At 68.8% G+C, this 25127-nt stretch carries 23 protein-coding genes and 5 pseudogenes; 13 read left to right on the forward strand and 15 right to left on the reverse strand.

Going from position 1 to position 25127, the window contains the following annotated elements:
- Together AB0H32_RS30135 and AB0H32_RS30140 are read left to right on the forward strand one after the other, a co-directional pair.
- Positions 1 to 912: NAD(P)-dependent alcohol dehydrogenase (locus AB0H32_RS30135; protein ID WP_361126788.1), on the forward strand; the 912-nt coding region annotated here is incomplete at its 5' end.
- Between the two features lie 154 nt (positions 913 to 1066).
- A pseudogene (locus AB0H32_RS30140) lies at positions 1067 to 1281 on the forward strand (IS5/IS1182 family transposase); the annotation flags it as partial.
- Positions 1282 to 1362: 81 nt separating this feature from the next.
- On the opposite strand, the gene AB0H32_RS30145 reads toward AB0H32_RS30140, so the two are convergent.
- A complete protein-coding gene (locus AB0H32_RS30145) occupies positions 1363 to 1698 on the reverse strand; it encodes a hypothetical protein (RefSeq protein ID WP_361126790.1) in 336 nt (111 codons plus the stop codon).
- 758 nt (positions 1699 to 2456) lie between these two features.
- Between AB0H32_RS30145 and AB0H32_RS30150 the strand changes: the two genes are divergently transcribed.
- Positions 2457 to 3914: a reprolysin-like metallopeptidase gene (locus AB0H32_RS30150; protein WP_361126793.1), complete on the forward strand. Its 1458-nt coding sequence runs from the start codon at positions 2457 to 2459 to the stop codon at positions 3912 to 3914.
- Between the two features lie 679 nt (positions 3915 to 4593).
- On the opposite strand, the gene AB0H32_RS30155 is transcribed toward AB0H32_RS30150, so the two are convergent.
- Positions 4594 to 4968: a hypothetical protein gene (locus tag AB0H32_RS30155; RefSeq protein WP_361126796.1), complete on the reverse strand. Its 375-nt coding sequence runs from the start codon at positions 4966 to 4968 to the stop codon at positions 4594 to 4596.
- 337 nt (positions 4969 to 5305) lie between these two features.
- Between AB0H32_RS30155 and AB0H32_RS30160 the strand changes: the two genes are divergently transcribed.
- The gene (locus tag AB0H32_RS30160) at positions 5306 to 5746 is read left to right on the forward strand and encodes a phage tail protein (protein ID WP_361126799.1); all 441 of its coding nucleotides are present in this window, start codon (positions 5306 to 5308) and stop codon (positions 5744 to 5746) included.
- Between the two features lie 187 nt (positions 5747 to 5933).
- Here AB0H32_RS30160 and AB0H32_RS30165 read toward each other — a convergent pair whose 3' ends face one another.
- Positions 5934 to 6500, reverse strand: a complete 567-nt coding sequence (locus AB0H32_RS30165; protein WP_361126861.1) for an alpha/beta hydrolase — start codon at positions 6498 to 6500, stop codon at positions 5934 to 5936.
- 476 nt (positions 6501 to 6976) lie between these two features.
- On the opposite strand from AB0H32_RS30165, the gene AB0H32_RS30170 reads away from it, so the two are divergent.
- A complete protein-coding gene (locus tag AB0H32_RS30170; RefSeq protein WP_361126802.1) occupies positions 6977 to 7120 on the forward strand; it encodes a hypothetical protein in 144 nt (47 codons plus the stop codon).
- 127 nt (positions 7121 to 7247) lie between these two features.
- On the opposite strand, the gene AB0H32_RS30175 is transcribed toward AB0H32_RS30170, so the two are convergent.
- From AB0H32_RS30175 to AB0H32_RS30200, 6 genes and pseudogenes are all read right to left on the reverse strand, one after another.
- Positions 7248 to 8795, reverse strand: coding sequence for a PH domain-containing protein (locus AB0H32_RS30175; RefSeq protein WP_361126805.1), 1548 nt, complete (start codon positions 8793 to 8795; stop codon positions 7248 to 7250).
- Positions 8792 to 9283 carry a PH domain-containing protein gene (locus AB0H32_RS30180; protein WP_067308490.1) on the reverse strand — a complete coding sequence of 164 codons (492 nt, stop codon included), beginning with the start codon at positions 9281 to 9283 and terminating at the stop codon, positions 8792 to 8794. Before AB0H32_RS30180 ends, AB0H32_RS30175 begins: the two co-directional genes overlap by 4 nt.
- Before the next feature lie 144 nt (positions 9284 to 9427).
- Positions 9428 to 9709 (reverse strand): annotated as a pseudogene (locus AB0H32_RS30185) (N-acetyltransferase family protein); the annotation flags it as partial.
- Positions 9710 to 9747: 38 nt separating this feature from the next.
- Positions 9748 to 10371, reverse strand: coding sequence for a DUF4277 domain-containing protein (locus AB0H32_RS30190; RefSeq protein ID WP_361126809.1), 624 nt, complete (start codon positions 10369 to 10371; stop codon positions 9748 to 9750).
- Between the two features lie 181 nt (positions 10372 to 10552).
- Positions 10553 to 11793, reverse strand: a pseudogene (locus AB0H32_RS30195) (IS701 family transposase).
- Between the two features lie 178 nt (positions 11794 to 11971).
- On the reverse strand, positions 11972 to 12697 hold the full coding sequence (locus AB0H32_RS30200; protein ID WP_361126812.1) for an SDR family NAD(P)-dependent oxidoreductase: 726 nt from the start codon (positions 12695 to 12697) through the stop codon (positions 11972 to 11974).
- A gap of 105 nt (positions 12698 to 12802) precedes the next feature.
- Between AB0H32_RS30200 and AB0H32_RS30205 the strand changes: the two genes are divergently transcribed.
- On the forward strand, positions 12803 to 13642 hold the full coding sequence (locus AB0H32_RS30205) for a LysR family transcriptional regulator (protein WP_361126815.1): 840 nt from the start codon (positions 12803 to 12805) through the stop codon (positions 13640 to 13642).
- 451 nt (positions 13643 to 14093) lie between these two features.
- On the opposite strand, the gene AB0H32_RS30210 is transcribed toward AB0H32_RS30205, so the two are convergent.
- Positions 14094 to 15002, reverse strand: coding sequence for an NADP-dependent oxidoreductase (locus tag AB0H32_RS30210; RefSeq protein WP_361126817.1), 909 nt, complete (start codon positions 15000 to 15002; stop codon positions 14094 to 14096).
- A 144-nt stretch (positions 15003 to 15146) separates the two neighbouring features.
- Between AB0H32_RS30210 and AB0H32_RS30215 the strand changes: the two genes are divergently transcribed.
- Entirely contained in the window at positions 15147 to 15746 is a 600-nt protein-coding gene (locus AB0H32_RS30215) for a TetR/AcrR family transcriptional regulator (protein WP_361126820.1), read from the forward strand.
- 184 nt (positions 15747 to 15930) lie between these two features.
- On the opposite strand, the gene AB0H32_RS30220 is transcribed toward AB0H32_RS30215, so the two are convergent.
- Both AB0H32_RS30220 and AB0H32_RS30225 read right to left on the reverse strand, forming a co-directional pair.
- Entirely contained in the window at positions 15931 to 16650 is a 720-nt protein-coding gene (locus tag AB0H32_RS30220; RefSeq protein WP_361126823.1) for a hypothetical protein, read from the reverse strand.
- Entirely contained in the window at positions 16638 to 16988 is a 351-nt protein-coding gene (locus AB0H32_RS30225) for a hypothetical protein (protein ID WP_361126826.1), read from the reverse strand. Before AB0H32_RS30225 ends, AB0H32_RS30220 begins: the two co-directional genes overlap by 13 nt.
- Before the next feature lie 611 nt (positions 16989 to 17599).
- On the opposite strand from AB0H32_RS30225, the pseudogene AB0H32_RS30230 reads away from it, so the two are divergent.
- Positions 17600 to 17696, forward strand: a pseudogene (locus AB0H32_RS30230).
- 292 nt (positions 17697 to 17988) lie between these two features.
- Here AB0H32_RS30230 and AB0H32_RS30235 read toward each other — a convergent pair.
- On the reverse strand, positions 17989 to 18801 hold the full coding sequence (locus AB0H32_RS30235) for an SDR family NAD(P)-dependent oxidoreductase (RefSeq protein ID WP_361126829.1): 813 nt from the start codon (positions 18799 to 18801) through the stop codon (positions 17989 to 17991).
- On the opposite strand from AB0H32_RS30235, the gene AB0H32_RS30240 reads away from it, so the two are divergent.
- From AB0H32_RS30240 to AB0H32_RS30255, 4 genes and pseudogenes are all read left to right on the forward strand, one after another.
- Positions 18800 to 18982, forward strand: a complete 183-nt coding sequence (locus AB0H32_RS30240) for a hypothetical protein (protein ID WP_361126832.1) — start codon at positions 18800 to 18802, stop codon at positions 18980 to 18982. The genes AB0H32_RS30235 and AB0H32_RS30240 overlap by 2 nt on opposite strands.
- A 635-nt stretch (positions 18983 to 19617) precedes the next feature.
- Positions 19618 to 20085 carry a hypothetical protein gene (locus AB0H32_RS30245; RefSeq protein WP_361126835.1) on the forward strand — a complete coding sequence of 156 codons (468 nt, stop codon included), beginning with the start codon at positions 19618 to 19620 and terminating at the stop codon, positions 20083 to 20085.
- A 217-nt stretch (positions 20086 to 20302) separates the two neighbouring features.
- A complete protein-coding gene (locus tag AB0H32_RS30250; protein WP_361126838.1) occupies positions 20303 to 20572 on the forward strand; it encodes a hypothetical protein in 270 nt (89 codons plus the stop codon).
- A pseudogene (locus AB0H32_RS30255) lies at positions 20569 to 22044 on the forward strand (Tn3 family transposase); the annotation flags it as partial. The gene AB0H32_RS30250 and the pseudogene AB0H32_RS30255, both read left to right, overlap by 4 nt.
- A 437-nt stretch (positions 22045 to 22481) precedes the next feature.
- Here the strand turns inward: AB0H32_RS30255 and AB0H32_RS30260 are convergent.
- Both AB0H32_RS30260 and AB0H32_RS30265 read right to left on the reverse strand, forming a co-directional pair.
- Positions 22482 to 23078: an NAD(P)-binding domain-containing protein gene (locus AB0H32_RS30260; RefSeq protein WP_168488801.1), complete on the reverse strand. Its 597-nt coding sequence runs from the start codon at positions 23076 to 23078 to the stop codon at positions 22482 to 22484.
- Positions 23079 to 23119: 41 nt separating this feature from the next.
- Positions 23120 to 23938 (reverse strand): 3'(2'),5'-bisphosphate nucleotidase CysQ, encoded by an 819-nt coding sequence (locus AB0H32_RS30265; RefSeq protein WP_361126841.1) that lies wholly within the window; start codon positions 23936 to 23938, stop codon positions 23120 to 23122.
- A gap of 139 nt (positions 23939 to 24077) precedes the next feature.
- Here AB0H32_RS30265 and AB0H32_RS30270 point away from each other — a divergent pair, with 139 nt between their 5' ends.
- Positions 24078 to 24983: a LysR family transcriptional regulator gene (locus tag AB0H32_RS30270; protein WP_361126844.1), complete on the forward strand. Its 906-nt coding sequence runs from the start codon at positions 24078 to 24080 to the stop codon at positions 24981 to 24983.
- Positions 24984 to 25127: the final 144 nt, after the last annotated feature.

The following is a 25127-nucleotide window of genomic DNA, read 5'->3' on the forward strand; positions in this document are numbered from 1 at the left end:
CCCGGCATCGGGCCGGACGAGGTACTGGTGCGGGTGCGCGCCTCCAGCGTGGACCGGGGCACCTGGCACATGATGGCCGGCCTGCCGTACGCGGTGCGGGCCGTGAGCGGCCTGCGCAGACCAAAGCTCCCCAATCCCGGCCGCAGCATCGCCGGTGTCGTCGAGGCGGTCGGCTCCGACGTGACCAGGTTCGCACCCGGCGACGAGGTGTACGGCACGGCAGTCGCCGCCTTCGCCGACTACGCCGCCGCCCGCCCCGACAGGATCGCTCCCAAGCCGGCCGGACTCACCTTCGAGGAGGCGGCGACGGTACCCGTCAGCGCGCTCACTTCACTCCAGGCGGTTCGCGACAGGGGCAGGGTCCAAGAGGGCCAGCAGGTCCTGATCACGGGAGCCGCCGGCGGCGTGGGCACCTTCGCCGTCCAGCTCGCTCACGCCTTCGGTGCCCGGGTCACGGCCGTCGCAAGCACTCCCAAGCTCGACGCCGTACGGGCACTGGGTGCCGACCACGTGATCGACTACACCCGCGAGGACTTCCTCGCCGGCCCGAGACGCTACGACGCCATCATCGACATAGCGGGCAACCGCGGTCTGCGGGATCTGCGCCGCGCCCTCACACCCCGCGGCAGGCTGGTCATCACCGGCGGCGAGACGAACGGCGCCTGGCTCGGTGGCACCGACCGGCAGCTCCGTGCACAGATGCTGTCTCCGTTCACCGGGCAGCACTTGGGCACCTTCATTTCTTCCGAGCATGCCGACGGGCTGCGCGACCTGACCGCGCTCATCGACGCGGGTGCGCTCACCCCTGTCGTGGACCGCGTCTACCCGCTCGCCGAGACCGCCACAGCCGTCCGGCACCTCCTCGACGGCCGCGTCACGGGCAAGCTGGCGCTCACCCTGCCCGCCGAGTAACGACGCGGGCCGACGCCCGCGGCATGCCCAAGTCCGCCACTGCGTGCGGGAGCTGGGCTCAGCACACCGACCGAGACACGACGCCCGCCCGGTTGGAGAAGACGGAGGCCGGACACGGCGGCGCAGCGGGGGAAAGATCAGCCGGCTGCGGGATGACCAGACCGCCAGACGTAAGCGCCGCAGGCTGGTCAGGTGGCCGACCACCGGCCTTCGACCGCGACACCTACAAGCAGCGAAACACCGTCGACCGCTGCATCAACAGACTCAAGCAGTAGCGCGACCCAGCCTCTCGGTACGACAAGACCGCCACCACCTACCTGGCTGGCTGGACTCCACCTCGCGGCCATCCTCGTCCGGGCAGCGAGGTGATCCAAAAGAAGGGCCCCAGCCAGACCGAGCGCTGAGCCGCCCCGTCAGTGCCGGGGCGGCGGCGTCCGGAGGTGGCCTACCTCAGAAGCCGGACCGGATCGACGGCGATGGAGAACGGCTCTGTGATGTCGACGGCTGGCCTGGGGCCGGGGTGCGGTCCATGTAGCCGATGCTGCCGTGCCGCATGCCGCGGTACGGGCGTGCGGTCGGTTCGAGCTCGAGGCGCCGGTGGTGCGGGATGCCGGCCGCCGCGTACGGCGCGGGTTTCATCCTGCGGTCCGTGACGCGCGTGAAGGGTGAGGCGATCTCCACGACCAGGACGACGTCTTGGGCATCGATGCTGAGCCTTGGTGCGCCGGTGGCGTCCGCGTCGGCGACCACGATGCCCGGGATCAGCATCCCGTCCGGGATGACCATGTTCACCGCTCCCAGGACTTCCAGGGCCTATCCGGAGGCATCAGCCGCGGCCTGGAGGAGAGCGGCAAGGCGCCGCGAGGCGCGCCGGTGGGCGATGCCGGGACGGGGACTCATCGCCAGGGAGCCCTCCACCAGCTCGATCCGATTTCCAGCATCTTCAGGCAGGCCAGGACCTCCGCAACGGTCCACGGCCCCAAGTGTCCTTCAGCAACAACTGACACCTGTTCTTCTCCCGGATCTCCCACTTCATAGTGGGCCGGGGCGAACGGCCGCCGTCTGCCATCAGCCGGACAGACGTGGGCGAGGGCAGGCCCTGCAGCTCCTGTACGTGCACGCGAGGTACCGATGGGCGGGCTTGAACTGATCTTATAAAGTGCCCCATTCGTAACGTCTCGACAGCCCAGCACGGCAACCAGGCCTTGTGCGCCGGGCGTTGAAGGTCCGATGGGGAATCGATTCCCACCAATCGCTGGAGGGCTCCCACGTCCCCAGCGCCTGCCGAGAAGGGCGACCGAGGCGGTGGGGCCTCCGGGTAGCGGCCCTTGGCGGCGCACGACCCCGGTCCGGTCCGCAGACGGCTGACTGGATGAACCTCGGGGCGACATCGCTCCTGCGGCCCCGCGCTGGACGACAGGACGCAAACAGGCGCTGATCATGGGGCAGAACCCCCACCAGAAAGGCTGACGTCCCCGATGCGTCGTTACCTGCTCGTCGCCTGTACTGCGGCGACTGCTCTTCTCGCTTCCCTTCCCTTGGCCATGGCCGCACCGTCCGCAGGCGGCGGGTCTGACCATGACGAACCCTGGGTGGTGCGCTCCGCCGTACTGCGCGCTGACGCCAAGGAGTTCGCGTCCCTGTGCCGTACGCAGCAGGAAGGCGTGCCGGAGCACCGCACGTTCCGGCTCTTTCCCGGCACCCGAGGCATCACCGCGATGCGGGACTATTACCACAAGGACGCGGACGGAACCGTCTACTGGGAAGGGCACGACCCGAAGAAGCCTGAGGACACGGTGTCCTTGTCCATCATCGGAGCCTGCACGGGCGGCCCCGCCACCCTCGACGGCGTCATCGAGGTCGGCACCAAGGACTACCTGTTCACCCCCCTGCCCAAGCGTCCGGGCGAGTACTGTCTGCAGGAGATCGACACGCTGAAGCTGCCCCCCAGCGGGCAGGGAGGCGACACCGTGACCCTGGACTCGCGAGCCCGCCGTCCCGGGCACGTGGAGAAGGCGCCCAAGGCCGACGACAACAACCCGGTCGCCATCGACATCCTCGTCCCCTACACCCCCGCGGCCGTCACCGAGCTGGGCGGGGTGCCGGAGGTCGAGGCCCGGATCCGCTACGGGGCGAGCCAGCTCAACAAGGCTCTCGCCACCAGCCATGTGCCGGCCAGCGTGCACGTCGTCCACTCGTACCAGACGTCGCCGTCCGGTGTTGCCAACGAGGACTCCAGCACCATGCTCAACAAGCTCAACAAGAGGGCCGATCTGACGCTCGGCGCCACGGCCCACGCGAACCGGGACCTCTACGGCGCCGACCTGGTGGCCCTGCTCGCCTCCATCCCCATCCAGAACAGCTCGGGCTCGGCCGATCTGCCACTGCCCGTGACCTCGGGGACCAGCGAGAGCGCCTACTCCGTCACGAGCGTCCTGTCGGTGAAGGACTGGGACAACTTGGGCCACGAGATCGGCCACAACCTCGGTATGCGGCACGACCGGAAAACCGTGATGAACAACGGGGAGACGGCGCCGGGCCCGAACGACACCAACTTCGGCTGGATCACGTCCGACGACAAGTACCACACACTGATGGCCTACAACACGCCCTGCCTGCCGAAATGCAAGGTCATCAACCAGTACTCCAACACCGTCAGCAAGACGGCCGACGGCAAGGCCCTCGGCGACGCGAAGAACAACAACGCCGGCGTCGCCCAGCTCGCCACCCCGCTCGTGTCCGACTACCGCGCCTCGAAGGCGACCAACCGGCACACCCTCACGATGTCCGTCTCCCCGGCAGGCGGCGGCAGCATCACAGTCAGCGAGTTCGGCCCCTACGACCCCAGCACACAGGTGACCCTCACCGCCCACCCGGCATCCGGCTATGTGTTCGCGGGCTGGCAGGTCGACGGCGTGAAACAGAGCGACACCACGACCGAGTACCAGATCACCATGGACAAGAACCGCAGCGTCGTCGCACTCTTCAGCCAGGCTCCGTGAGCCCACGCCCGCCCCACCACCCCTGACCCGCGGGCATCGCCCGAGCAGCCGTCGGCCGCACCCAACACGGCCGACGGCCCCGACCCGACGACTGCGGCGGGAGCTGCCCGTCGCGCCCCGGGCCGAGGGCACCGACAGCGAACCCCGACGCCGGGGCTGGGGCCTGTCAAACGAACGGCTCTGTCACGTAATCGGTGGTTGCGCTCCGTGGTCGTCACTGGAGGAGGATGCGGTGGCGGAGGCGAACTCCCGGGACCAGTTGGGCGAGGGCGGTCATTTCGAGACAGGCTGCCGTGAGCTCGGCAAGCAGCTTGGTGTCTTTGTCCCGCAGGCTATAGGGGCGAGAGAGGATGAGTCGGGCCGGGCGTTGCGGGGTGATGACGGGCCGGTCGCCCTCGGCACAGGTTCTTCCTGTCCGCAAGCGTCTACGCCACCCTCGCCGGCGTCTTCGCCGCCACCACCGGCATCACCATCAGCACCTACCGCAACCGCCACAACAACAACGACCACAACCGCTGATCGACCTCGGACTCCCCTGAGCGGCACCGTGACGCCAAAGCGACGCCGTCGTTGAACGGTGCGACTCCATACGCCGGGCCCCGGGGATGTCTCCTCCCCCGGAGCCCGGGCGCGCTGACATCGTGACAGGTACCAGACGGAGCCTGTTGTCTGCTCAGACTCAGGCAGAACGCTTGATCACCCAGGAGCTTTTGCCTGCAGTCACTGACTTCACCAGCAAAAGGTCGGCTACCAACCGTCCGTTGGCACAGTTGATCGACGTGCCGGGGCAACGCTTCACCCAGCAGATCGTCTCCGGCCTGCCGAAGCTCGACATCACCCCCTCCATGGCAAAGCTCAATATCGTCACGAGCGTGCCCGACCGGCTGATGGTGACGACGTCCGTAAGACGGATGCCGAGCAGGTGCCAGCCTCTGATGTTCGGGCGGACTCCGAAGCCGGGGCAGCCGGGACAGGCGGCGACGGACGCGCCCGCCAGTAGTTGCACGTCGGGCCCGTCACCACGGGGGAAAGCGACGGGCCCGACCACGACCACGGTGCCACACCTGGGCACGCTTTGCGGACAGGGCCACGCAATCCACTCCTGCCCCGGTCGTGTCAGTTCCGCTCGAAGGCCGGCTCGAGGCCGTCGACCCGGTGGTGCTCCCAGTACGGCTGCGACTCACCCCACCTTGATACCGACGATATCGCCCACCAGACCCCGGCGTCCGCCGCCAACCGCTGCGGGCCCACGCCTGAGCCGGTGTACCGGGCCAGCCTGCTTCACGGCCTGCATAAAGCCGACTCCGCTCGTCTGGGTGAACCGTTGCGTGGGGCTCGTCATGGCAAGGGAAGGAGATGACGGACCGCCCCCACTGGAAGGAATGACATCCATGCTTACTGGTGACACCTTCAGCAGCAGCACCTTCGCCATCGAGCTGGGCAAGTTCCAGGTCGAGACTGTCCAGGACGTGTCGGGGCTGACACTGGAGCAGGACGTCGTCGAGACCCGTCAGGTGTCCGCGACGGGTGAGCTGATCGTGCGCAAGCAGCCGGGCGCGCGCAAGACCGGCGAGATCACGATCGTCCGGGGCATGGACAAGAGCACCGCCTTCACCGACTGGATCAAGGCCACGCTGGTCAACGCCGACCTCGACAGCACCCGGCAGAACATCACCATCGCCTTGAAGGACGCGAAGAAGCAGACTGTCCGGCGCATCCATCTCACCAACGCCTGGGCTTCCCGCTGGGAAGGTCCTCAGCTCGGCGCGGCCGACTCCGGGACCGCGACGGAACAAGTGACGATCACCTATGAGGACATCACTGTCGAATAGCCGAAAGCCAAAGGGCCGACAAAAGAGGGTTCAGCCTCGAGCCCAAACCGCATCAAAAACCCATCAGGCCCCTGTCAGGATTGAAGCCGCGGTGGGGTCACACCGTTGTCCGTCGCTGTGCCCCCACCGCGCGTGCGGCGGGCCGGTTCCCGTGTCCGACCAGTCGTTCTGCTTTCCAGGGAGTCGGTCATGAGCTGCAGCCACTCCTCGGTGCGTTCCAGCATGGGCAGGTGGCCGGTGGCGATTTCGGTGTACTGGGCGCCGGGATGGTCTCGGCGAGCTGGCGGTGCAGGGCGGTGGAGGTGAACCAGTCGTCGGTGGTCGAGACGACCAGGGTGGGGGCCTTGGTGCCGGCGAGGTCATTGCGGACGTCGACCCGGCCGACGAGGTCGGCGTGCTCGGGTGTGCCGTCGGCTGCGGTGGCGGCGGCGAAGCCGAGGGTTTCCTGCAGTTGCTCGGGCGACATGGTCTCCAGGGCGTGGGTGCCCAGAGACATCATGAGCAGGAATTCGGCGAGCATCTCGCGGTTGCCGGGCGCGGCGATCTTTCTCCAGACCGAGGAGGGGAGAGCGAGCCGATTGTCTCGGTGCGGGAAGGTGGCGGTCAGGACAAGCGCGGTGACGCGCTCGGGGTGGCGGGCGGCGGCGCGGATGGTGACCGGGCCGCCAAGAGAGAAGCCCGACAGGGCGAAGGTGTCGAAGCCCTCTGCGTCGGCGTCGGCGGCGAGTTGGTCGGCCAGGTCGTCGATGGACAGCGGGGTGGTGGAGCGGGGGGTGTCGCCGCTGCCGGGTAGTCGATGCCGACGACGGTGTGGCGGGCGGCCAGACCTTCAAGGATGGGTTCGTGAGTGTTGGCCAGGCTGCTGCCGGCGCCGTGGGAGAGGAGCAGGCGCCCTAGCCGGAGCCGAGGCGGGTGCGGGCCAACGTCGGTTCGGGCAGGGCGCGAGGTGACATGGCGGATCCGTCTTTCGGATGCGTAGTGATCAAGGGTGGGTGGCGGCCGGGCCGACCGGAGTGCGGCACTGCTGCCAGGTGCGGATGTGTCCCAGGGCGGGCAGCAGGGCGCGGCCGTCGCGGGTGAGGGTGTAGATGGCGGGGCCGGGGGCAGCTGGGCGTGGGTGACGAGCCCTGCGTCGACGAGTTCGCGTAGCCGGCTGGCGAGCATCTAGGCCCGTACTTCGCAGGTCACCGATTTGGGTCGGGCGACGAACTACAGCGGCATGGCGCGGAGGTGCTCGGACAGCTGCTGTCGGACGAGAAGATGACGGCGGTCGCGCGCGAGGTGCGGGAGGAGATCGGGACGATGCCCTCTCCCGTGTCGCTGGTGCCGAGGCTGGAGGAGCTGGCGGGTGAGCGTGCGAAGGCCAAGCGGTAGGGGCCGTATCCGGAAGTCGTTTCCGGGTACGGCCCCTACCGTCTGCGGGGCGATTGGTGCGAGGTGGAGGGACGGCACGCGGGGTGCCGCCCCTCCACCTCTCGGGGGATACCAGTTGGCCTGAGGGTCAGCCGCGCGGGGAGCGTTCGATGAACGGGGCGAGCAGCTTGGGTACGGCCTCTTCGGCGTAGGTGAGGCCGACGCCGACGGATACGTCCCGCACCTTGTAGCAGCCGACACCCGCGGTGGTGGCGCCGATGGTGAGCAGTCCGTTGCGTCGCTGGAAGTAGGAGCGGGTGATGTTCCAGCCGATGACGCCGTCCCGCTGGAGGGCGACGGTGCGGCGGGCGAAGGTACCGGCACGGACGACGAGGTAGCGGTCGCGGATTCCGTGGCCGAGGGCACGGTAGGCGTCGTTGGCGAGGGCGATGACGACCGGCAGGCCGACGAGTGCCGTGATCCAGGCGGTGTGCACCAGGACGGGGGTGAGCCACAGCCCCAGGCCCAGCGGGATCGCGACGACAGGCGCGAGGACCAACAGGCCGCGGTTGATGCGACGGCGCAGGGCGGCGCGGGAGTGCGGGACGAGCTCGGTCAGCTCCGTCGGGGACTGTTCCTCGGCGAGGACGTCGGCGGCGACCCGCAGGGCCTCGTCCCGGGGCACAGGCGGGGTGAGGGAACAGCGGCTTCGGTTCTCGTCGCTGTTGCTGAGACCGCTGGCTATGGCGCTCAGGCTGGCGCCGCCCGCCCAGCGCAGCAGCATCGGCTCGGCGACCTCGACGCCGCGCATCCGACGCTCCTCGATGGTGACGGAGCGGGAGATGAGCAGTCCACGGCGGATTCGGAAGCTACCGTCCTGCTCGCGCTCCAAGCGGTAGTTGGTCCAGGCGTCCACAAAGGTGGCGGTGGAGATCGCGGCACCCGCGACGGCGGTGATCACGACGGCGACGAGGACGCCGAACCACAGGGGTACGGAACCGAAGCGGTCCTCGATGTCCTTGACGATGCCCAGTTCGAGCGGGTCGACCTTCATCTCGTGCAGGATGCGGTAGGCGGTGCCGACGCCGACGAAGACACTGCCGACGCCCCAGACGGTGAGCGGCGCGTACCGCAGCCAGGCCCAGTCCATCTCGGCGATGGTGACGTCTTCGTCCTGGCCGGTGGCGCGGCCGCTGCCACGGCCGTCGATGAGGAGCCTGCGCAGTTCGCCCGCCTGATGCCTGGTGATGCCGTCGAGGGAGAGCTTGCGGCTGGAGGACGAGCTCTGTTCGCCGGTGCCGATGCGCAGCGAGGTGAGGCCGAAGAGGCGGTGCATCGGCTTGGCTTCGAGGTCGACGCTGCGGATCCGGTCGACGGGGACCGAGCGGCGGCTGCGGAAGAGCAGGCCGGAGCGCAGTTCGACGCGGTCGCCGGTGACGCGGAAGCGGGTGGTCAGCAGCCGCATCGTGCTGATCCCGGTGATGACCAGGAAGGTGATCACCAGTGAGCCGAGCGAGATGAGGGCCTGGAGGTTGGCGCCGGTCAAGGCGACCGTGACGGCGAACAGGGCGAGCGGTCCGGCGAGCATGCTCAGGTTGACCAACAGCAGTCTGGGGCTGAGCCTGCTCCACTCGGGGCCTTCGGCGGCGCCGTTGGAGGTCCCGGTGGCCTCCCGCTGTTCGGTGTCGTGGCTCATGTCGCGTCTCCCGGCGTGGCCTGGGTCGACTTGGTGAGGTGTTCGACCACTTCCCGCGCGGTCCGGTGGTCGATTCCCTTGATCTTCACGGCGCCGGAGTAGGAGGCGGTGGTGACGGTGATGCCGGAGAGACCGAAGAGCTGCTGGAGAGGCCCGCGCAGGGTGTCCACGGTCTGGATGCGAGACAGCGGCACGACCCGCCACTGCTGCCAGAGCCAGCCGGACGCCGCGTAGACGGCTTCGTCGGTGGTCTCCCAACGGTGCACCCGGTAGCGCCAGACGGGCATGACGGCCATGTAGGCGAGGCCCGGTACGAGCGAGATCACGAAGGCCCAGCCGAAGAACAGCCTGGCGGGCGGGATGAAGAGATACAGCACGCCGAAGACGATCGGCAGGGGCAGGGCGAACATCGCAGACTGAAGCGTCCACCAGCCCACTGCCCGGGCTTCGACACGATTGCGCGGGGGCCTGAGCCTGACATCATCCATGTGTTTCACTGCTTCACTCTAGTTCTGAGACGATCTTGCACCAAAGCCGGATCTGACGCTTCGTCATATCAGTGCGTATTGGCGGAACTCGCCTGGTGTGCCGCCGTGTTGCCAGCCGCAGGAGTCTGCCCGTCGCGCAGCCGGCGGCGCTTGGCAAATCGAGTCTTCGACGGTGTGCCGGTAGGCGGGCTTGGGACGCCAAGGGGCCGCGTAAGGATAGCCAACGACTTCACCGGACAGTTCGGCGACCAGAAAGGGCAGACCTTGGGCGGTGAGGTCGTCAAGCCGCTGGTGCCAGACGGCCTTCGGTGGCGGGGTCTCCTCGAAGGTGATCACGGTGTGGCGAACGTAGTGCGTAAAGATCTCGGCCACGGCGTTCAGATCGGCCGGGACCGCCGGGCGGATCACTGGCTCCAAAGCTGTCACAACGCAGAGGGTAGGCCCGTGCTGTGCCGGTCACCGTTTCAGGTCTGTGGCCAGCGGGTTTGCGTGACTTCGATGCCGAGCAGGTCCTTCATCGCGCCGACCGCCTGGCTGACCTCGGCGGCTCCTCCGTCGAAGACCCGGGCATGCACGGGGATCCCGCCGTCGCCGGCAGCCGCGATCCCGGCCTGGATCTGCTTCAGGTCGGTACGGCGGTCCTTGGGATGCCCGTACTTGATGACCGGGAACTGGTCGTCCTGGCCCTCCTCCACATAGGCGCCGTCCACGGACATGCTGGTCATGTCCCAGTGGAACCTGCTCACGTCGATGCCGAACTCGGCGATCGCCCGCGCGCCGACCGTGCCGGCGAGTTGCTCCAGATGCCGGGCGATCGAGTCCAGGGCCCGCGCCAGCCGGTCGTCGTTGAGCAGGGCCGGTTCGATCCCGAACACCTCCTCCACCGCCCAGACCCGGGCCCAGTCCCCGACCCGGAACAGTGGCATCGGCGAGGTCAGCCGGTTCGCGACCAGCGCCTCGATCATCTGCCCCTGCGTCAGGTGCGCGCTCGCCACGGAAGGGCACAGCCCGTCGACGATCCCGGCCACGTCCAGCCGGCGCAGAAACTCGGCAGCGACAGGCAGAGCGCCCAGACGGGTTTCCACCACGGACGTCACCACGCACTCCAGGCGCTGCCGCTCAGACCGTGGCCGCGGGGACCCGGAAGCCATCGACACACCCAACTCAACTCGACCGGACCGGCTTTGGACACCGCTCCGACGACCAGATCATCCGATTCAACGGCCTGCGAAGTACAGGCCTAGTACTCCAGCTGACGTTCGAGATTTGTCATAGCGGCGCTGCTTGTCGTCGCTGGTAGTGGCATCGTTGGGCGGTGTGCTGGTGGTGTCGTCGCCACTGCGACCAGTGCTGTCGGTGTCCGGGTGGGTGGGGCCGGTTGTGGTCGGCGACGGCGAGCAGGTGCGCGATCTCGTTGCGGGTCAGCCGGATCATCTGCGCGTTGTCGGGTGGTTCGGGCTGCTCGGCGGCGGCGATGGTGAGGAAGGCGTGGGCGAGCATGACCAGCACGGTCCACCGAGCCCAGGAGACGTAGCGGCGGACCTGGTGTTCATCTAGACCGGCAAGGCCCTTGCCGGTCTGGAACGTCTCCTCGACCTTCCACCGGATCCCGGCGATGCCGATCAGCGTGTTCAACGACACCGGAGCTGGGGCCCAGCAGCGGTAGAACGCGGTCTCGCCGGTGGTCGGGCTGCGCCGGATGAGCAGGTAGCGCCGCCCGTGCTCCGGCGGTTTGAGCTCGTCCAGGTGCAGGTACGCCCACTGATACCAGCGCGGTCCCTTGGCACCGGCCCCGGCGCTGCGGGTCTGCCAGCAGTACTCGGGCAAGCCGGCTGCCAGGTCGTCGACGCGGATCCGGGCCGGGCCGATGCTGATCCGCATCGAGCGTGCAGTGGCCAGGACGTAGCCGATCCGGTGCTGCTCCAGACCGGCACGCAGCATCGGGTCGCTGCCATAGACCTCGTCGGCCGTCACCCAGCCCGGTCGGTGGCCTACGGCCAGGGCCCGCTCGACCAGGCGCAGCGCCAGCGCGGGCTTGGTCGCGAACTCCAGGTCGCCCGGCAGGCCGGCCGCGGCGCACCGGGCCGGGTCGTCCGCCCAGGACCGCGGAACGTACAGCTCGCGGTCCACGAACGCCGCCCCGGCCGGCGTGGCCCAGACGCGCACACTGTCACCTGGGTGTTCTCGATCCGACCGGCGGTGCCGGAGTATTGCCGCTGCACACCGGCGGTGTGCACGCCCTTCTTCACATCCCCGGTCTCGTCCAGCACCAGCGTCCCGCCGCCGCCCAGATGCTCGACGACCATGTCCCGCACGTCGTCCCGGACCCCGTCGTGATCCCACGCGCCGCGCGACAAGAACGACTGCATCACCGCCGGGGAGGCGTCCCCGGCCTGCTCAGCGATCGTCCAGCAGTTCTTACGCGGCAGCGCGGCAAGCAGCCCGCGCACCATCCGCTCGGCGGTCCGACGCGGCTCGACCCGGCCGAACCGGCCGGCCACCCGCCCCATCAACTCCCTGAACAACTTCTCGGCCCCGCCAGGGTCTAAAGTGTGGCCAACGGCCACCGCAGAACTCTTCGTCGACGTCACAAACCGCGATGAATAGGGGTGGCCGTCCCGTCTCGCCAGCCCCTCCCACCACACCAGCAACGAACATCAGCTGGACGACTAGGGGCCGGTGAGCCTGTCACCAGGGCACTGTTCCACCGTCGTCGAAGAATCCGCCGGTCGGTCCGTCGTCGGGCAGGGTCGCGAGGTGAATCGCGATCGCCGCGCCCTGGTGGGGAGTGCGGACGCCCTGGAAGCCGTTGAGGTCGGTGGCGGTGAAGCCGGGACAGCCGGAGTTGATCAGGATGTTGGTGTCGCTCAGTTCCTTGGCGTATTGGACGGTGACGGCATTGAGGAAGGTCTTGGACGCCAAGTACGCAGCGGGAATCGGGCCCATGTCGATGCCGGGCGTGGTCTGCAGGATGAGCGAGCCGACGCTGCTGGACATGTTCACGATCCGCGGCGATGCCGAGCCGCGCAGCATGGGCAGCATCGCGTTGGTGACGCGGATGACCCCGATCACGTTGGTTTCCACGACGACTCGTACGGTCGCGGGATCGACCGTGGTGGGCGTCTGCGGCATACCGCCGGTGATCGCGGCGTTGTTGACCAGGACGTCGAGCCCTCCGGCGCGGTCGGCAACCAGCTCGGCCGCGGCAGCCACACTTGCGTCGTCTGCCACGTCGAGCGGAACGCCGAACGCGTCGGTCCCGGCTGCGCGCAGCTTCTCCACCGCGGTGTCGCGGCGCTGTTGATCCCGCGCGCCCACGCCGATTCGCCAGCCGAGGGAGCCCAGGCCCGCCGCGATCTCGTATCCGATTCCTTTGTTCGCACCGGTCACCAGCGCGATCGTCTGTTCACTCATGTCATCAAGCGTGGTGCGGACTCGGGTGGGACGTCCAAGACCGACTGGGTGGGCGGTGATACCGCACGGATATCGGTCGTGGTGAGCGCCGGATACGATGACGCGGTGGAGACGCGAGAGCTAAGATACTTCGTCGCCGTCGCGGAGGAGTTGCACTTCGGGCGGGCGGCGCAGCGGCTCGCCATGGCGCAACCACCGCTGTCGCGGGCGATCCAGCAGCTCGAGCGGCGGCTCGGAGTGGTTCTGCTGCACCGCACTGCTCGCGCAGTCGCCTTGACCGAGGCCGGGTCGGTGCTTCTGCGGGAGGCCCGGGCCGCACTCGACGCGGTCGAAGCCGCCGAGCGCCGCACCCGCCGCGCAGCTGCCGAACCGCCCGGTGTGGTGCTGGCCACGAAAGCCGGAGCGTCCAGCGAACTGTTGTCGAAGCTGCTGGACGCCTACGCCGCCGAGCCCGGCGCGGTCGCCGTCGAGGTGATGCTGTGCGGGCCCGGCGAGCAGGAAAGGCTGCTGCGCGACGGGCGTGCCGACGTTGCTCTGCTCCAGCGGCCCTTCGACACGACGGCCGGACTCGACACCGAGGACCTGCACACCGAACAGCAGGTCGTGGTCCTGCCCGCGGGGCACCCCTTGGCCAACCGACCCCATATGTCGATAGCCGAGGTCACCACCCAGACGGACCTGCCCCTGCCACGCTGGCCTCGACGGGGCGGGGGCTATCCGGACGGACCTGGCCCGCAGGTGCGCGACCACACCCAGCTGTTCCAGCTGATCGCGCTCGGACGGGCCTGCGCGGTCGTACCCGAGTCCCTCCGAGCCCACCTGCGCGACGATCATGCGACGGTGCCGGTGCCGGACGCACCGGCTGTCACGACCGTCATCGCCTGGCCACCACACAGCAGATCCAAAGCCGTCGCCGACCTCGTCCGCACCGCGACGCGCCTCTAGCCAACGGCAAGAGCGGGTAGCCAGAGGATTGGTGTCAAACGTGGGTGCCAAAGACCCCCTACCGTGATCGATATGGGGGTCTTTTCCGAGGCGGGCCTAGTACTACACCACCAGCACACCGCCCAGCGATGCCACCACCCAGCGACGATGGGCAACATTCCTATGACACATATCGAACCTCAGCTGGAGTACTAGGCGCCGATGGGGCGGATGGCGGCGAGAAGTTCGCCGTACCGCGCCGGCGCGCGGCCAGGGTGTGGAGGATGACCCCGTTCCACTTATGGCCCAGGACCTCGAAGGCGGCTGCGAGGTCCGTGTCCGCCCTCAGCGGCGGGAACGTGCAGGCTGCCATCGGCTTTCGCTTTCGTCTCTTATGGCCGGCTGCGGGAGTCGCGGTCAGCTGTGGGTTCGTGCTGGCTGCGGCCCCCGCTGAGCTCACGGCGGCTTGGTGTCAGGGAAGGAGGACGACCTTGCCCTGGTTGCGGCGGGCCTCGATGTCGGTGTGGGCCTGGGCGGCTTCGCCGAGGGGGTACGCCCGCCAGACGGGAACGTCGAGCTTGCCGGCGGCGATCAGGTCGGCCAGCTGCGGCAGTGCCTTCGGGAAGCGATCCTTCGGGTCCATGCCGGTGAACCGCACGCCGTGCTGAGCGAAGGACGGGTCCGCGATGGTGATGACCTTGCCCGCATCGCCGACCAGGGCGACGGAGCCGGCGAGCACGCCCGCGCCGGAGGCGTCGAAGACGAAGTCCACACCGCCAGGGGCGGCCGCCTTGACCCGGTCCACCCAGCCCTCGCCGTACCGGGCAGCAACCGCCCCCAGGCCACCCACGCGCTCGATGTCCTGGTCGGCCACCGTGCCGACCACGGTGATACCGCGGGCCACGGCCAGCTGCACCGCGACAGTGCCGACACTGCCGCCCGCACCATGGATCAGCAGCGTCTGCCCCTGCTGCACGCCGAGGTGCTTGAGCGCCCGGTAGGCGGCCTCGCCGACCGTGACCATCGCGGCCGCCGTCTCGAACGACAGCTCCTGCGGCTTGGCGAACGGCCACTGCAGCAGTGCGTGCTCGCCGTAGCCGCCGACCGAGGCGACCCCGAAGACCTCGTCGCCGACCGCGAAGCCCGAGCTCCCGCCGACCGCTTCGACGACACCGGCCACTTCCCAGCCCGGCACCTGCGGGAAGTTCACCGGGAAGGCGCCCTGCATGAGGCCCGCGCGTATCCGTACATCGATGGGGTTGACGGCGGCCGCCCGCACGCGGATGCGGACCTGTCCCAGACCGGGTTCGGGGGTGGCGACCTCCGACAGGGTCAGGACCTCCGGCCCGCCGTACTCGGAGAAGGTGATCGCAGTAGACATCAGGCACTCCCTGAGGAGAAGGAACCGCACACGCCATGAATCATCCAGTGCGTGTGATTACCTTTCCTGTGTATCACACACAGCGCATGATTCAAGATGTGGCATCAATCACACGCTATGTGTGATTGATGGTAGGGTGAGGACATGGAGCAGCAGCCCGTTCACCGCCGCCAGCCGACCCTCAGCAACCCGCGGGTCCAGCGCACACGCGCCCGCATCCTGGCCGTCGCCCGCGAACTGCTGCCCGAGCTCGGGCCCACCGGATTGACCTACGCCCTACTGGCCGAGCGGGCTGACGTGACCCGTCAGACGCTCTACCGGCACTGGCCCAACCGGGCCGCGCTCCTGTTCGACCTGATCCTGGAAGGCCCCGACCTGGGCAACTACCCCGAGCCGGGCAGTGACGTGCGCACCGTGGCCACCGCATGGCTCAAGAGCCTGCGCGACGGCATCAGCGACCCCGCCATCCGCACCGCGGTGCTGGCCGTCACCGCCCAGGCCGACCATGATCCCGACAGCGCCCGCGCCCTCGTCCGCATCGGCCACGACCGCCACGCGGCCCTGAACAAGCTGCTGGAGCCCTCCGGGATCCAGATCAGCCACGACGAGTACACCCTGCTCTACGGGCCCGTCCTCGCCCGGCTCTTCCTCGACCGCCGCCACGTCACCGACGAGTTCATCGACGCCGTCGTCACCCAGTGGCTCACCACCCTCGACCGCGACGCCACGCAGCCAAGCCTGTGACCGACTGACCTCGCCGGGCCTGCTCACTTTCTTCCTGGACACGCGGCCACCCAGCAACTGCCGTCTTCGAGCCGTCCCAACGCGGTCCACCCCGACCCGCGACCAGCACGCAGCCGCCGCACGCTGAAGGCCTGTCACCTCTCGCTCCGGCCGAAGAGATCGAGATGACGGGGTCTCCTGGAGTTCAGCCGATGGTGTCCTGAGTCGCGTCCACCTTGGCCTTCGTGGCCCACTCCTGTACGTGGCGACCGTAGAGCTGCGAACTCCACCACTGGCTGCGGACAAGGCCGTCCGTGGTCATCTGGAGCGTCTCCGGGTAGCCGAAGTGCTGGATCAGGCCGACCGCGAGGACGGATGTGGCCGCGATCAAGGCTGGCCCGTCTTCGGCGAGGTCGTCGACGTCGAAGAGAGACGTCGCCCAGGGAGGCTCGGTCACCTGGTGGGTGCCGAGCGTTCCGCCGAAACCGCGAGGGTGGTGCAGTTCGGCCGGGAGGTCGGGGGTGACGGGCACGATGGTCGCGCGGACCGTGGCGGAGCCGCCGGCGGCGCGGTCGCGGGCGCGCCGGGCCAGCAGGCGGAGTCCGAACCAGCTGCCGAGGACCAGGTGTTCATCCTCGATCCGGCTGGCGGTGGTGTTCTCGTCCACCTGGCCCGGCCGGGCGAGGTCGGAGTGGTTGGCAACCTTGGCGGCGAAGGCGCCGACGCCGCTCTGATGCAGTTCGCACGCGACCCAGCCGGCCTTCGCCGGTTCCCGCCCGCCATGCGCGATCAGGCGGCGGCCCACCGGTGCGTGACGGACACAGGCTCCGCGCGGGATGACGAGCGGGTCCTTCCCGAGCGTCTCCCCGCGGAACGCGTGGAGGGTCTTGGTGTCCAGGGTGAAGTCGCCGCTCAGGTCGGGCACCAGCGTGACGACGGCGTACGCCTGGTACTGGCATCGAGGCGGTTGATGAGCTCGCGTTCGTAACGGACCAGGTCGTCCTGGCGGGTCTGACGGCGGGCGAAGCGGTCTTGGCAGGCGGCCGCGACCTCGGCTTCGGACAAGGAGACGATGCTGGCCCCGTTGCGCCTGGGGTAGCGCAGGCCCTCGTTGACCAGCACCCCGTGCGGGCCGGAGGGACTGCGAGGCACCGCGATCAGGAGGAAGCCGTGACTGTGCTTGGCAGGGTCCTCGATCTGCAGGACGTCGAAGGCAGGCAGCGGGTGGACCAGGTCGGCCACCATGCTGCGGATGCGCAGCACTTCGCGGTCGCTGAGCGCGACCCCGTCGGCCCGGCCGCGCGGGCCTGGTCGTCCTCGGCAACGCCGAGCAGCAGGATCCCGCCGGCGGTGTTGGCCAGGCTCGCCTCATCCCCGGCGAGGTCCTTCTTGGCACAGTCATTGCCGCCGTAGAGCTTCGACTTGAACTCCAAGTCGTACGACTCGGAGACCCCGTTCGTCTTCAAGCGACCACGTGAGCGTGTGAGACGGCGTCCGGCGGAGCTCCGAAGAGCCTCCAGTCGACAGGAACGAAGAGCAGCCACGACGTTCGATGCTGCCCGAACCACCCCTTTCCGTCACCGGATTGTGCAGGATTTCCGACTGGCCCGGCAGGCTGCAGTGCCCCCATTTGCGGCGCGCCCCCAGTCGGAGCGGAGCCGTCGGCAGGCACCGGTGGGCCGCCCCTCCCGGAGTTCACCGGCAAGGCGAGCACCACCACACCATGGCAGAGGACCGCGGATGCGCAAACGCCTGAACAGCGCAGCTGCGCCAGGGGCTGCCGGGCTCGTCAGCGGCTCATCAGCGCCCCGTCAGAGGACGCTGCCACTCTTGGTCACGTGAACGGCACCGGACACCACCCGGGCCGGGAACGAGGAGAGGTGCCCGGAGTGGTTGATCGGGGACCAGCGAGCACGCCTCAAGGTCGGGCCCCAGAGGCCCACGCAGGTTCGAATCCTGCCCTCTCCGCCATCACAGACACTCGTAGCCCTGTATACGCGAAGCGAGAGCGGTTGTTCAGCGCAAGGACCCCAAGCCGACTGTGGCTTGAGGTCCTTGTCCGGGCGCTCAGGCTCTACGCCGGCCGGCTCACGCCGTCAGCGATTCAGGCGTGGCACTCGCCCGGGTGAGTGCCGGCGGCTGTCACCGTACGGCTCGCCTGCAGGTGCTGGGCAGTGCTTGCAGGTCAGTCACGGCCGTGGTGGCCCAGGAGGCGTCGTCGGCCCAAGCCAGCGGGTCTCGAAGACGGTTTGGTTATGGGGTCCTATCCGATCAGGCTGTGCGTCAGCTTCATCAGGCGCTCACGGGCCTTGGTGTCGTATGCCTGTTCATGGGCGCGTGCATCGCTGAACCGGTCGAAGTAGCGACCCGTAGTGGTGGCGAGTTCCGGATCGAGGAGCAGGCGTACCGTCGGACGGACGCCCTCGTCCGTGCTGGTGACGGGGGTGAGGCCGTAAGCGCGGACGCCCTCTGTGTCCATCAGGTGGGCCGGGTGGAGGGCGTTCACCGTGACTCCGGTGCCTCGGAGCTCGGCAGCCAGCTCGAAGGTCGCCATGATCATCGCGAGCTTGCTTCTGCAGTAGGCGCGAAGACCCTCGTAGTCCCGCTCCAACATGACGTCGTCGAAGTCGATGGTCTCCTGGCCCATCGAGGCGACGTTGATCACTCGGGCGGGAGCCGAGGCGGTGAGCAGGGGCAGCAGATCGCGGGTGAGAGCGTAGGGGGCGAGGTGGTTGACGGCGAAGCGGAGTTCATGGCCCTGGCGGCTCAGTTCGCGTTTGTGCGGTTCGGTGCCACCGCCCGCCACCGCGTTGTTGATCAGGCCGTCGAGGTGCGGCTCCGCCGTACGGATCCGGTCGGCCATCGCGTGGACCTGGTCCAGGTCGGACAGGTCGGCAAGGTAAGTGCGGATGGTGACGTCGGGGCTGGTGGCCCGTGCTTCGGTGGCCACGGTCTCCAGGCGAGTGCGGTTGCGGCCATGGAGCAGGACGGTGCCGCCGCGTGAGGCCAGGTCAAGTGCCAGAGCACGGCCCATGCCCTGAGTGGCGCCAGTGATCAAAGTGGTGCGATGGGTCATGCCAGCCACCCTGACAGGGCCCGGCGGGAACAGCGAGTGTGTGCTGGGCCTGGTGTCGTCACCACCAGGCACGCCACGTCGCACCGGCGGATCTCGAGCCGCAGCCCTGCGCAAGCCCAGCTCCTCCTGGATGCTGCCGAGACTGGAGCCACCCTGGTACAAGGAACAGCTGCTCTACTGACCGACGGCTTCCAGCACTTCGACTTCGTCGAAGCCGACCAGCTCACCCTCGACGGCTGCATCGCCTTCCTCGCGTGGGGCTCCTGGTACCGCCCGACCGTCGCCGCCTGGGCCGGCGAGATGGACATAGACGTCATCACCGACGGACCCGACCCACGCTCCCCCGGGCAACAAAAGCCTCGTGCCCCCGGCGGCCGTCTTCAGCTGTGCTCAGGCCTGGCCACGACAGTCGACCGGACCCTGGCGGCGACGCCGGACCGGTCCACCCTGACCTGCCGGCCGGCATGCGGCCGCCAAGGCGGCCTCATCACGTCGCCGGGCCGGTATCTCCACTACGGGAGACCTTGGCCTTGGGCACCGATTCCTGCAGCGCTGCCATCAGGTCCAGCACCAAGGCGGGCTCCGGCACCGCCGGGAGTGCCTTCTCCTCTCGCTTCCAGAAGTCGACTGCCGTCGATGCGGGGGAAACCGAAGTCGATGTCCTGCGGCACGGGGCCTTCAGGAGCAGGCACGTGGCGGCCACCTCCTGGCTGGCGCATGACACCTGTCACACGGCATAGATGACCTGCGGCCCTGCCCCGTGTGCCCCTCCCTCGAGCACACTGACGATCAACACACGGACCACGGGGGGGCAATATGAACATCCTGAGCAGGAAAGCCGCGCAGGCCGAAACGACCGACACCAGCGGCCTGGCACCCGCCGACTACCGGCTCCCGCTCTGGTTCTTCGCCTTCGAAGGTGTACTCGCAGCCGCCTTCGACATCCTCAAGGCCTTCCCGACGGCATGGCCTGTACTGCTGCTCCTGCTGGCCGCGAACATCACCATCTCACTGACGATGATGCGCAAGCGACTCAAACTCGCCAAGGCACTGTGGCGGGGCAAGGAAACCCGCAAGATCGTCCTCGCGCTCATCGCCCTGCGGATCGGCAGCCACTTCGCCATGAGCGCCCTGGGCCTGGCCATCACCTCCGCCCTCGGTCACGCGCTCTTCGCCCTCGCCATGGGCGCCATCACGATCGGCCTGCTCGTCTACTCGCAGAACACCGGCATCCGTGCCCTCACCACCACCGTGCCGCCCACACCCGCCGACCCCGCGATGTGAACCGGGGCGGGGTTCGCCCCACCCCGCCCACCCTGGGCTGCATGCTGAGGGAGCAGCTGAAGCGCCGCCCTGCGGTGACCCTGTGACGGGGCATGACCCAGATACGCCAGAAACCCGCCACGGAATGATCTTGACCTCCTGATCGGGTCCGCCCGTCACCCGTTCGGCTCAGCGTCGTTGGTGGTGACGTTGGATGTCGTCCGGGGCGGGGTGGGTTGTGACCTCGATCGAGAGGACCGCGTATCCGCGGTCCAAGCGGCTGATCACCGCGCATGAGCTGCTTCTGTTCTTCGCGCCGAGCCGTGACGAGGTCGAGTGGGCTGCTGCCCGTGCCGATTGTGACGAGCATCTGCTGGCTCAGCTGCTCGCGCCGAAGTCGTATCAGCGCATGGGGTGTTTCCCGAAGCTGGACGAGATCCCCGATAGGTCGTCGACTTCGTTCGCCGCGCGGTCAACCTGCCGGAAGGCACGGTGCCGAGGGCGGTGAACCGTACGGCGGAACGACAGCGAACCGCCGTACGACAGCGAACCGCCGTACGGCAGCGGACGGGTCTGTCGTACGACAAGGCGAAGGCCCGGAAGATCGCCGAGGCCGTGATGCGGAGTGAGGCGGTCTCGAAGAATCGCCCGGCGGACCTGATCAACATCGCGTTGGAGAAGGTCGTCGAAGCCGGACTGGAGCTCCCGGGCTTCACCACGCTGGACGCGCTCGCAGCGAAGGTCCGCACCGAGGGGCAGCGGGCCTCGGCCAGGGTGCTGGAGCAGGAGATCAAGGCGAGGATGCCGCAGCGCTCGCTAATCGGGATCATCTCCCGCACCGCATACTGGGTGGAGTGGTGGCGCCGCTTCGGCCCGGCGTCCGGCAACGAGCCGAAGCTGAGGGACCCTTTCGGCCGGTACGTGATCACCACGTTCGTGAAGGGCACCAACATGGGCCCCTACGAGGCCGCCCGCCGCATCCCCGGCGTCACCGGACACGAGCTGTCGCTGGCCGCGAACCGGCCCTTCTCCATCCCGACGCTGAACGAGGCGATCGCCGACCTGGTCAACGCTCACGCACGCCTGGACATCTCCCAGGCGTGGGGCGACGGCTCCGCGGTCGCTGCGGACGGTACCCACATGGACACCTACCTCAATAACCTGCTGTCCGAGACCTCGGTGCGGTACGGCAAGCCGGGCGGCATCGCCTACCACCACATCTCGGACACGTACATCGCGCCGTTCACGCACTTCATCCCGTGCGGGGTGTGGGAGGCCGTCTACATCATCGAGGGTCTGCTGAAGAACACCTCCGAGGTGAAGCCGACCACGGTGCACGCGGATACGCAGGGCCAGAGCTTCCCTGTCTTTGCGCTCGCCCACCTGCTGGGCTTCGACCTGATGCCCAGGATCCGGAACTGGAAGGAACTGACCTTCTACCGGCCCACGAAGCAGACGGAGTACGTGCACATCGATGCCCTGTTCGGCGAGCCGGGCCGCAACGTCATCGACTTCGACCTGATCGAGTCCCAGTTCCGGCACCTGATGCGGGTGGCGATCTCCGTACGCCAGGGCGCCATCTCCTCCACGCTGCTGCGTCGCCTGCGCGCGTGCTCACGCAAGAACGCCACCTGCACCGCCTTCCGTGAGCTCGGCCGTGTGATCCGTACCGTCCGGCTGCTGCGCCATCTCTCGGATGCCCCACTGCGCCGGCGGGTCACCGCGGCCACGAACAAGGTCGAGGCGTTCAACGGCTCCTCCCAGTGGATCGGCTTCGGCAACGGTGGCGTCATCACCGACAACGACCCCGTCGAGCAGGAGAAGACCGCGAAATTCAACGCTCTGCCCACGAACGCAGTGATCCTCCACAAGGCCCTGGACATCGCCGAGCTCGTGCGCCAGCTCCAGGAGGAGGGCCACGTCGTCGACCCCGAGGACCTGGCCCACATCTCGCCGTACCTGACTGAGCACATCCGCCGCTTCGGCGAGTACTCCACCCACGAACTCGGCCTTGAGCCCGAGGCGTACGACCCGCACCTGGACGTCGACTTCAGCCCGCTGCGCGGCGACGGCCCCGGCGCGGACGGCTACGGCCAGAACAGCCTGACCATCGATGCCAGGTCACGACTTCAGCGGCACCGTGATGCCGTCCGGCGCCAGCGCCATGCACACGCACCCGCACTTGGATCGGCGAGTGTGAGGCCGGTGCCGGCGGCCGCCGCGGGCATCGGCGGGCAGATTCGCAACCAGCTCCGCAACCGCGTCCGCCGTGAGGTGGGCCGATTCCTCGGTGCGAGGCCGACGGCCCCGGGAAGGGTGGCCACGGGTCGCCGTCCGGCGCTGAATCGCTGGCCCTGGCTGCGCTGTCGTATCCGTTCTGGATGTGGGCCCGCCGGGGGCGGTGCACTGTGTGCGGATCAGCGGGCGATCGAGATCGCGAAGGGCGCGAATCCGCTGGACCGAATCACGTGCGGTACGAACAGTATCGCGGCCTCCGTGGCGCGGGCGGTCTGGATCCCGCCGAGATCAGTGATCCACTCCTTGCGCCAGCCGAGGTTGATGAGCAATTCACGGACGGTCTGCTTGGCCTGTGGGTCCTCGCCGGAGAGGAAGGCGTCGGGCGCCTGGGTGAGCGTGGCTGGCGCGGTCATCACCGGGAAGAGCATGGTGTTGAGTGTCTTGACGACGCGCGTTTCGGGGAGCGCTTCCTGGAGTTGCTCAGCGAGGCTTGAGCCGGGGTAGATCAGGTCGGCGGGCAGTCCGTCCGGTCCGTCGACGGTGGCGTTGGAGACGTCGACGAGGATCTTGTCGCGCAGTTCCTCGCGCAGGGCGACGAGCCGGTCCAGCGAGCCGGCACCCGGGGTGGCGTTGATGACGATCTGGGCTGTCCGGGCAGCGTCGGCGGCGGCGCCCGGCGCGCGGTCCGCCACGGTCACCTCATGCCCTGCCCGGGTGAGGGCTGTGGCCAGGTTGCCGCCGACGCGGCCGTTTCCGAGAACTGCGATCGTGGTCATGATGATCTGGTCCTTCCGTGCGTGCAGGTTGTGGTGCGCGGTCAGCGTGAGAGCGTGGCGACGGCCTCGGCGTGGACGCCGGGCGCGGCGGCCAGGAAGCTCTCGCTCTGCGGGGTCCAGGGGCGGCCCTCGGCGTCGGAGATCTGTCCGCCGGCCTCGGTGACGAGCAGCGCCCCGGGCAGCAGGTCCGCGCGGGCGCCGGCGAACTGCCAGAAGGCGTCGATGCGGCCGGCGGCCACGTTCAGCAGGTGCAGGGTCGCGGGCACGGCGGTGCGGACGACGAGCGCGTCGAAGAGCATCGCGGTGATCGAGGAGCCGACGCGCCGCACGACCTTTTCGTCCTCGTCCGGCCGGGCTTGACTGGTGGCCACGATGCTCAGGCCGAGGTCCGCGGTCCGGGAGACGCGCAGCGGCCGGCCGTCGAGGTGGGCGCCCGCGCCGGTGAGCGCGGTGTAGGTCTCGCCGGTCAACGGCAGGTGGACCGCGGTGAGCACCGGCTGGTTCTCACGCACGAGGGTGGCGGTCACCGCCCACTCGGGCAGGGCGTGCAGGTGGTTGACGTTGCCTTCGGCCGGATCCACGACCCACCATTCGCCGGGCGGCAGCGCCCCGCCGTCCAGTTCGTCCTCCACCCAGCCGGCGTCCGGGCGCAGGCGCGTGAGGCGGGGGCGCAGGATATCGAGGGCCGTGTCGTCGTTGGCGGCGAGCGCGCGCATCAGCTCTTCGCGGGTCTGGTAGCGGACCACCTCGCCGAAGCGCTCGCGCAGCGCCGAACCGGCCGCGCGCACGGCGTTCGCGGTCTGGGCGAGCAGGTCGGCGTCGGAGGCGGCGACGTCAGTGGTCTGAAGCGTCTTGGACATGGTGGTACTCCCGGGTGAAGAGGGGTGTTGAGGCCGGTCGAGGGCCGAACTGCGCGTTACTTCTTGCGCTTTCGCCTCAACGGTATGCAGCCCCGTAATTAACTTCAAATGCATGTCAGGCACGGCTAGGATTACTCACATGCAATTGGATTTGAACCTGCTCGCCGCGCTCGACGCGCTGCTGGAGGAGGGAAGTGTGGCCGGGGCGGCCGCGCGCCTGCACGTCACCGCCCCCGCGATGAGCCGGAGTCTGGGCCGAATCCGGCGCACGACCGGGGATCAGATCCTGGTGCGCACCGGCCGCACGATGACCCCGACGCCGTATGCGATCGCCGTCCGGGAACAGGTGCACGAGCTGCTGCACCAGGTCCAGGGGGTGCTGGCACCGAGCCGTGAACTCGATCTGGCAACGTTGGAGCGCACTTTCACACTCCGCTGGCACGATTCCCTGGTCGCCTTGGGCGGCCCCGCACTGCTCGCGGCCGTGCGCGGACAGGCGCCGGGCGTGCGATTGCGCTTCGTCGCGGAATCGAGCATCGACACCCCCGAGTTGCGGCGCGGCGAGGTCGACCTGGAGGCGAACGCCAACCGCCCGAGCGCACCGGACATCCGTGCCGAGAACGTGGGCGAGACCCGCCTCGTCATCGTCGTGAGGCAGGGGCACCCCCTCACCCGCGTCAGGACCGTCACCGCACAGCGGTACGCCGCCGCTGAGCACGTCACCGTCTCGCGACGTGGAAACCTCAGCAATGCCCTCGACGACGCCCTCGCGCGGCTCGGCCTCACCCGCCGCGTGGTGGCGACCGCGCCCACGGAAGCGGCCGCGCTGGAGTTCGCGCGCGGCTCCGATCTCCTGATCAGCGTCCCCGAAGCCACCACGCGGTCAGCGGTCGCCGACCTCGGCCTGGTCGTGCTCCCCCTCCCGCTCGAACTGCCGTCGGCACCGATATACCTGTCGTGGCATCAGCGCTACGACACCGACCACGCCCACGCCTGGCTGCGCGGGCTGGCGCGAACCGCGCTGGCCATGTGCGGAGCGTCGTAGTCGGCGCCGTCCGGCCGCTTCACCCATACGTCCACGCGACCACCACGGCGATCTGCTTGAACGTCAGCAGCGGCTTGTCCGTGCGGGTGCCGGCCGTGGAGGCGGCCAGACCGACGCCTGCGGCTCACCATCGCGGATCGCCGG

Origin of the sequence: Streptomyces sp. NPDC020362, from assembly GCF_040642095.1 — a bacterium.
GTDB lineage: Bacteria > Actinomycetota > Actinomycetes > Streptomycetales > Streptomycetaceae > Streptomyces.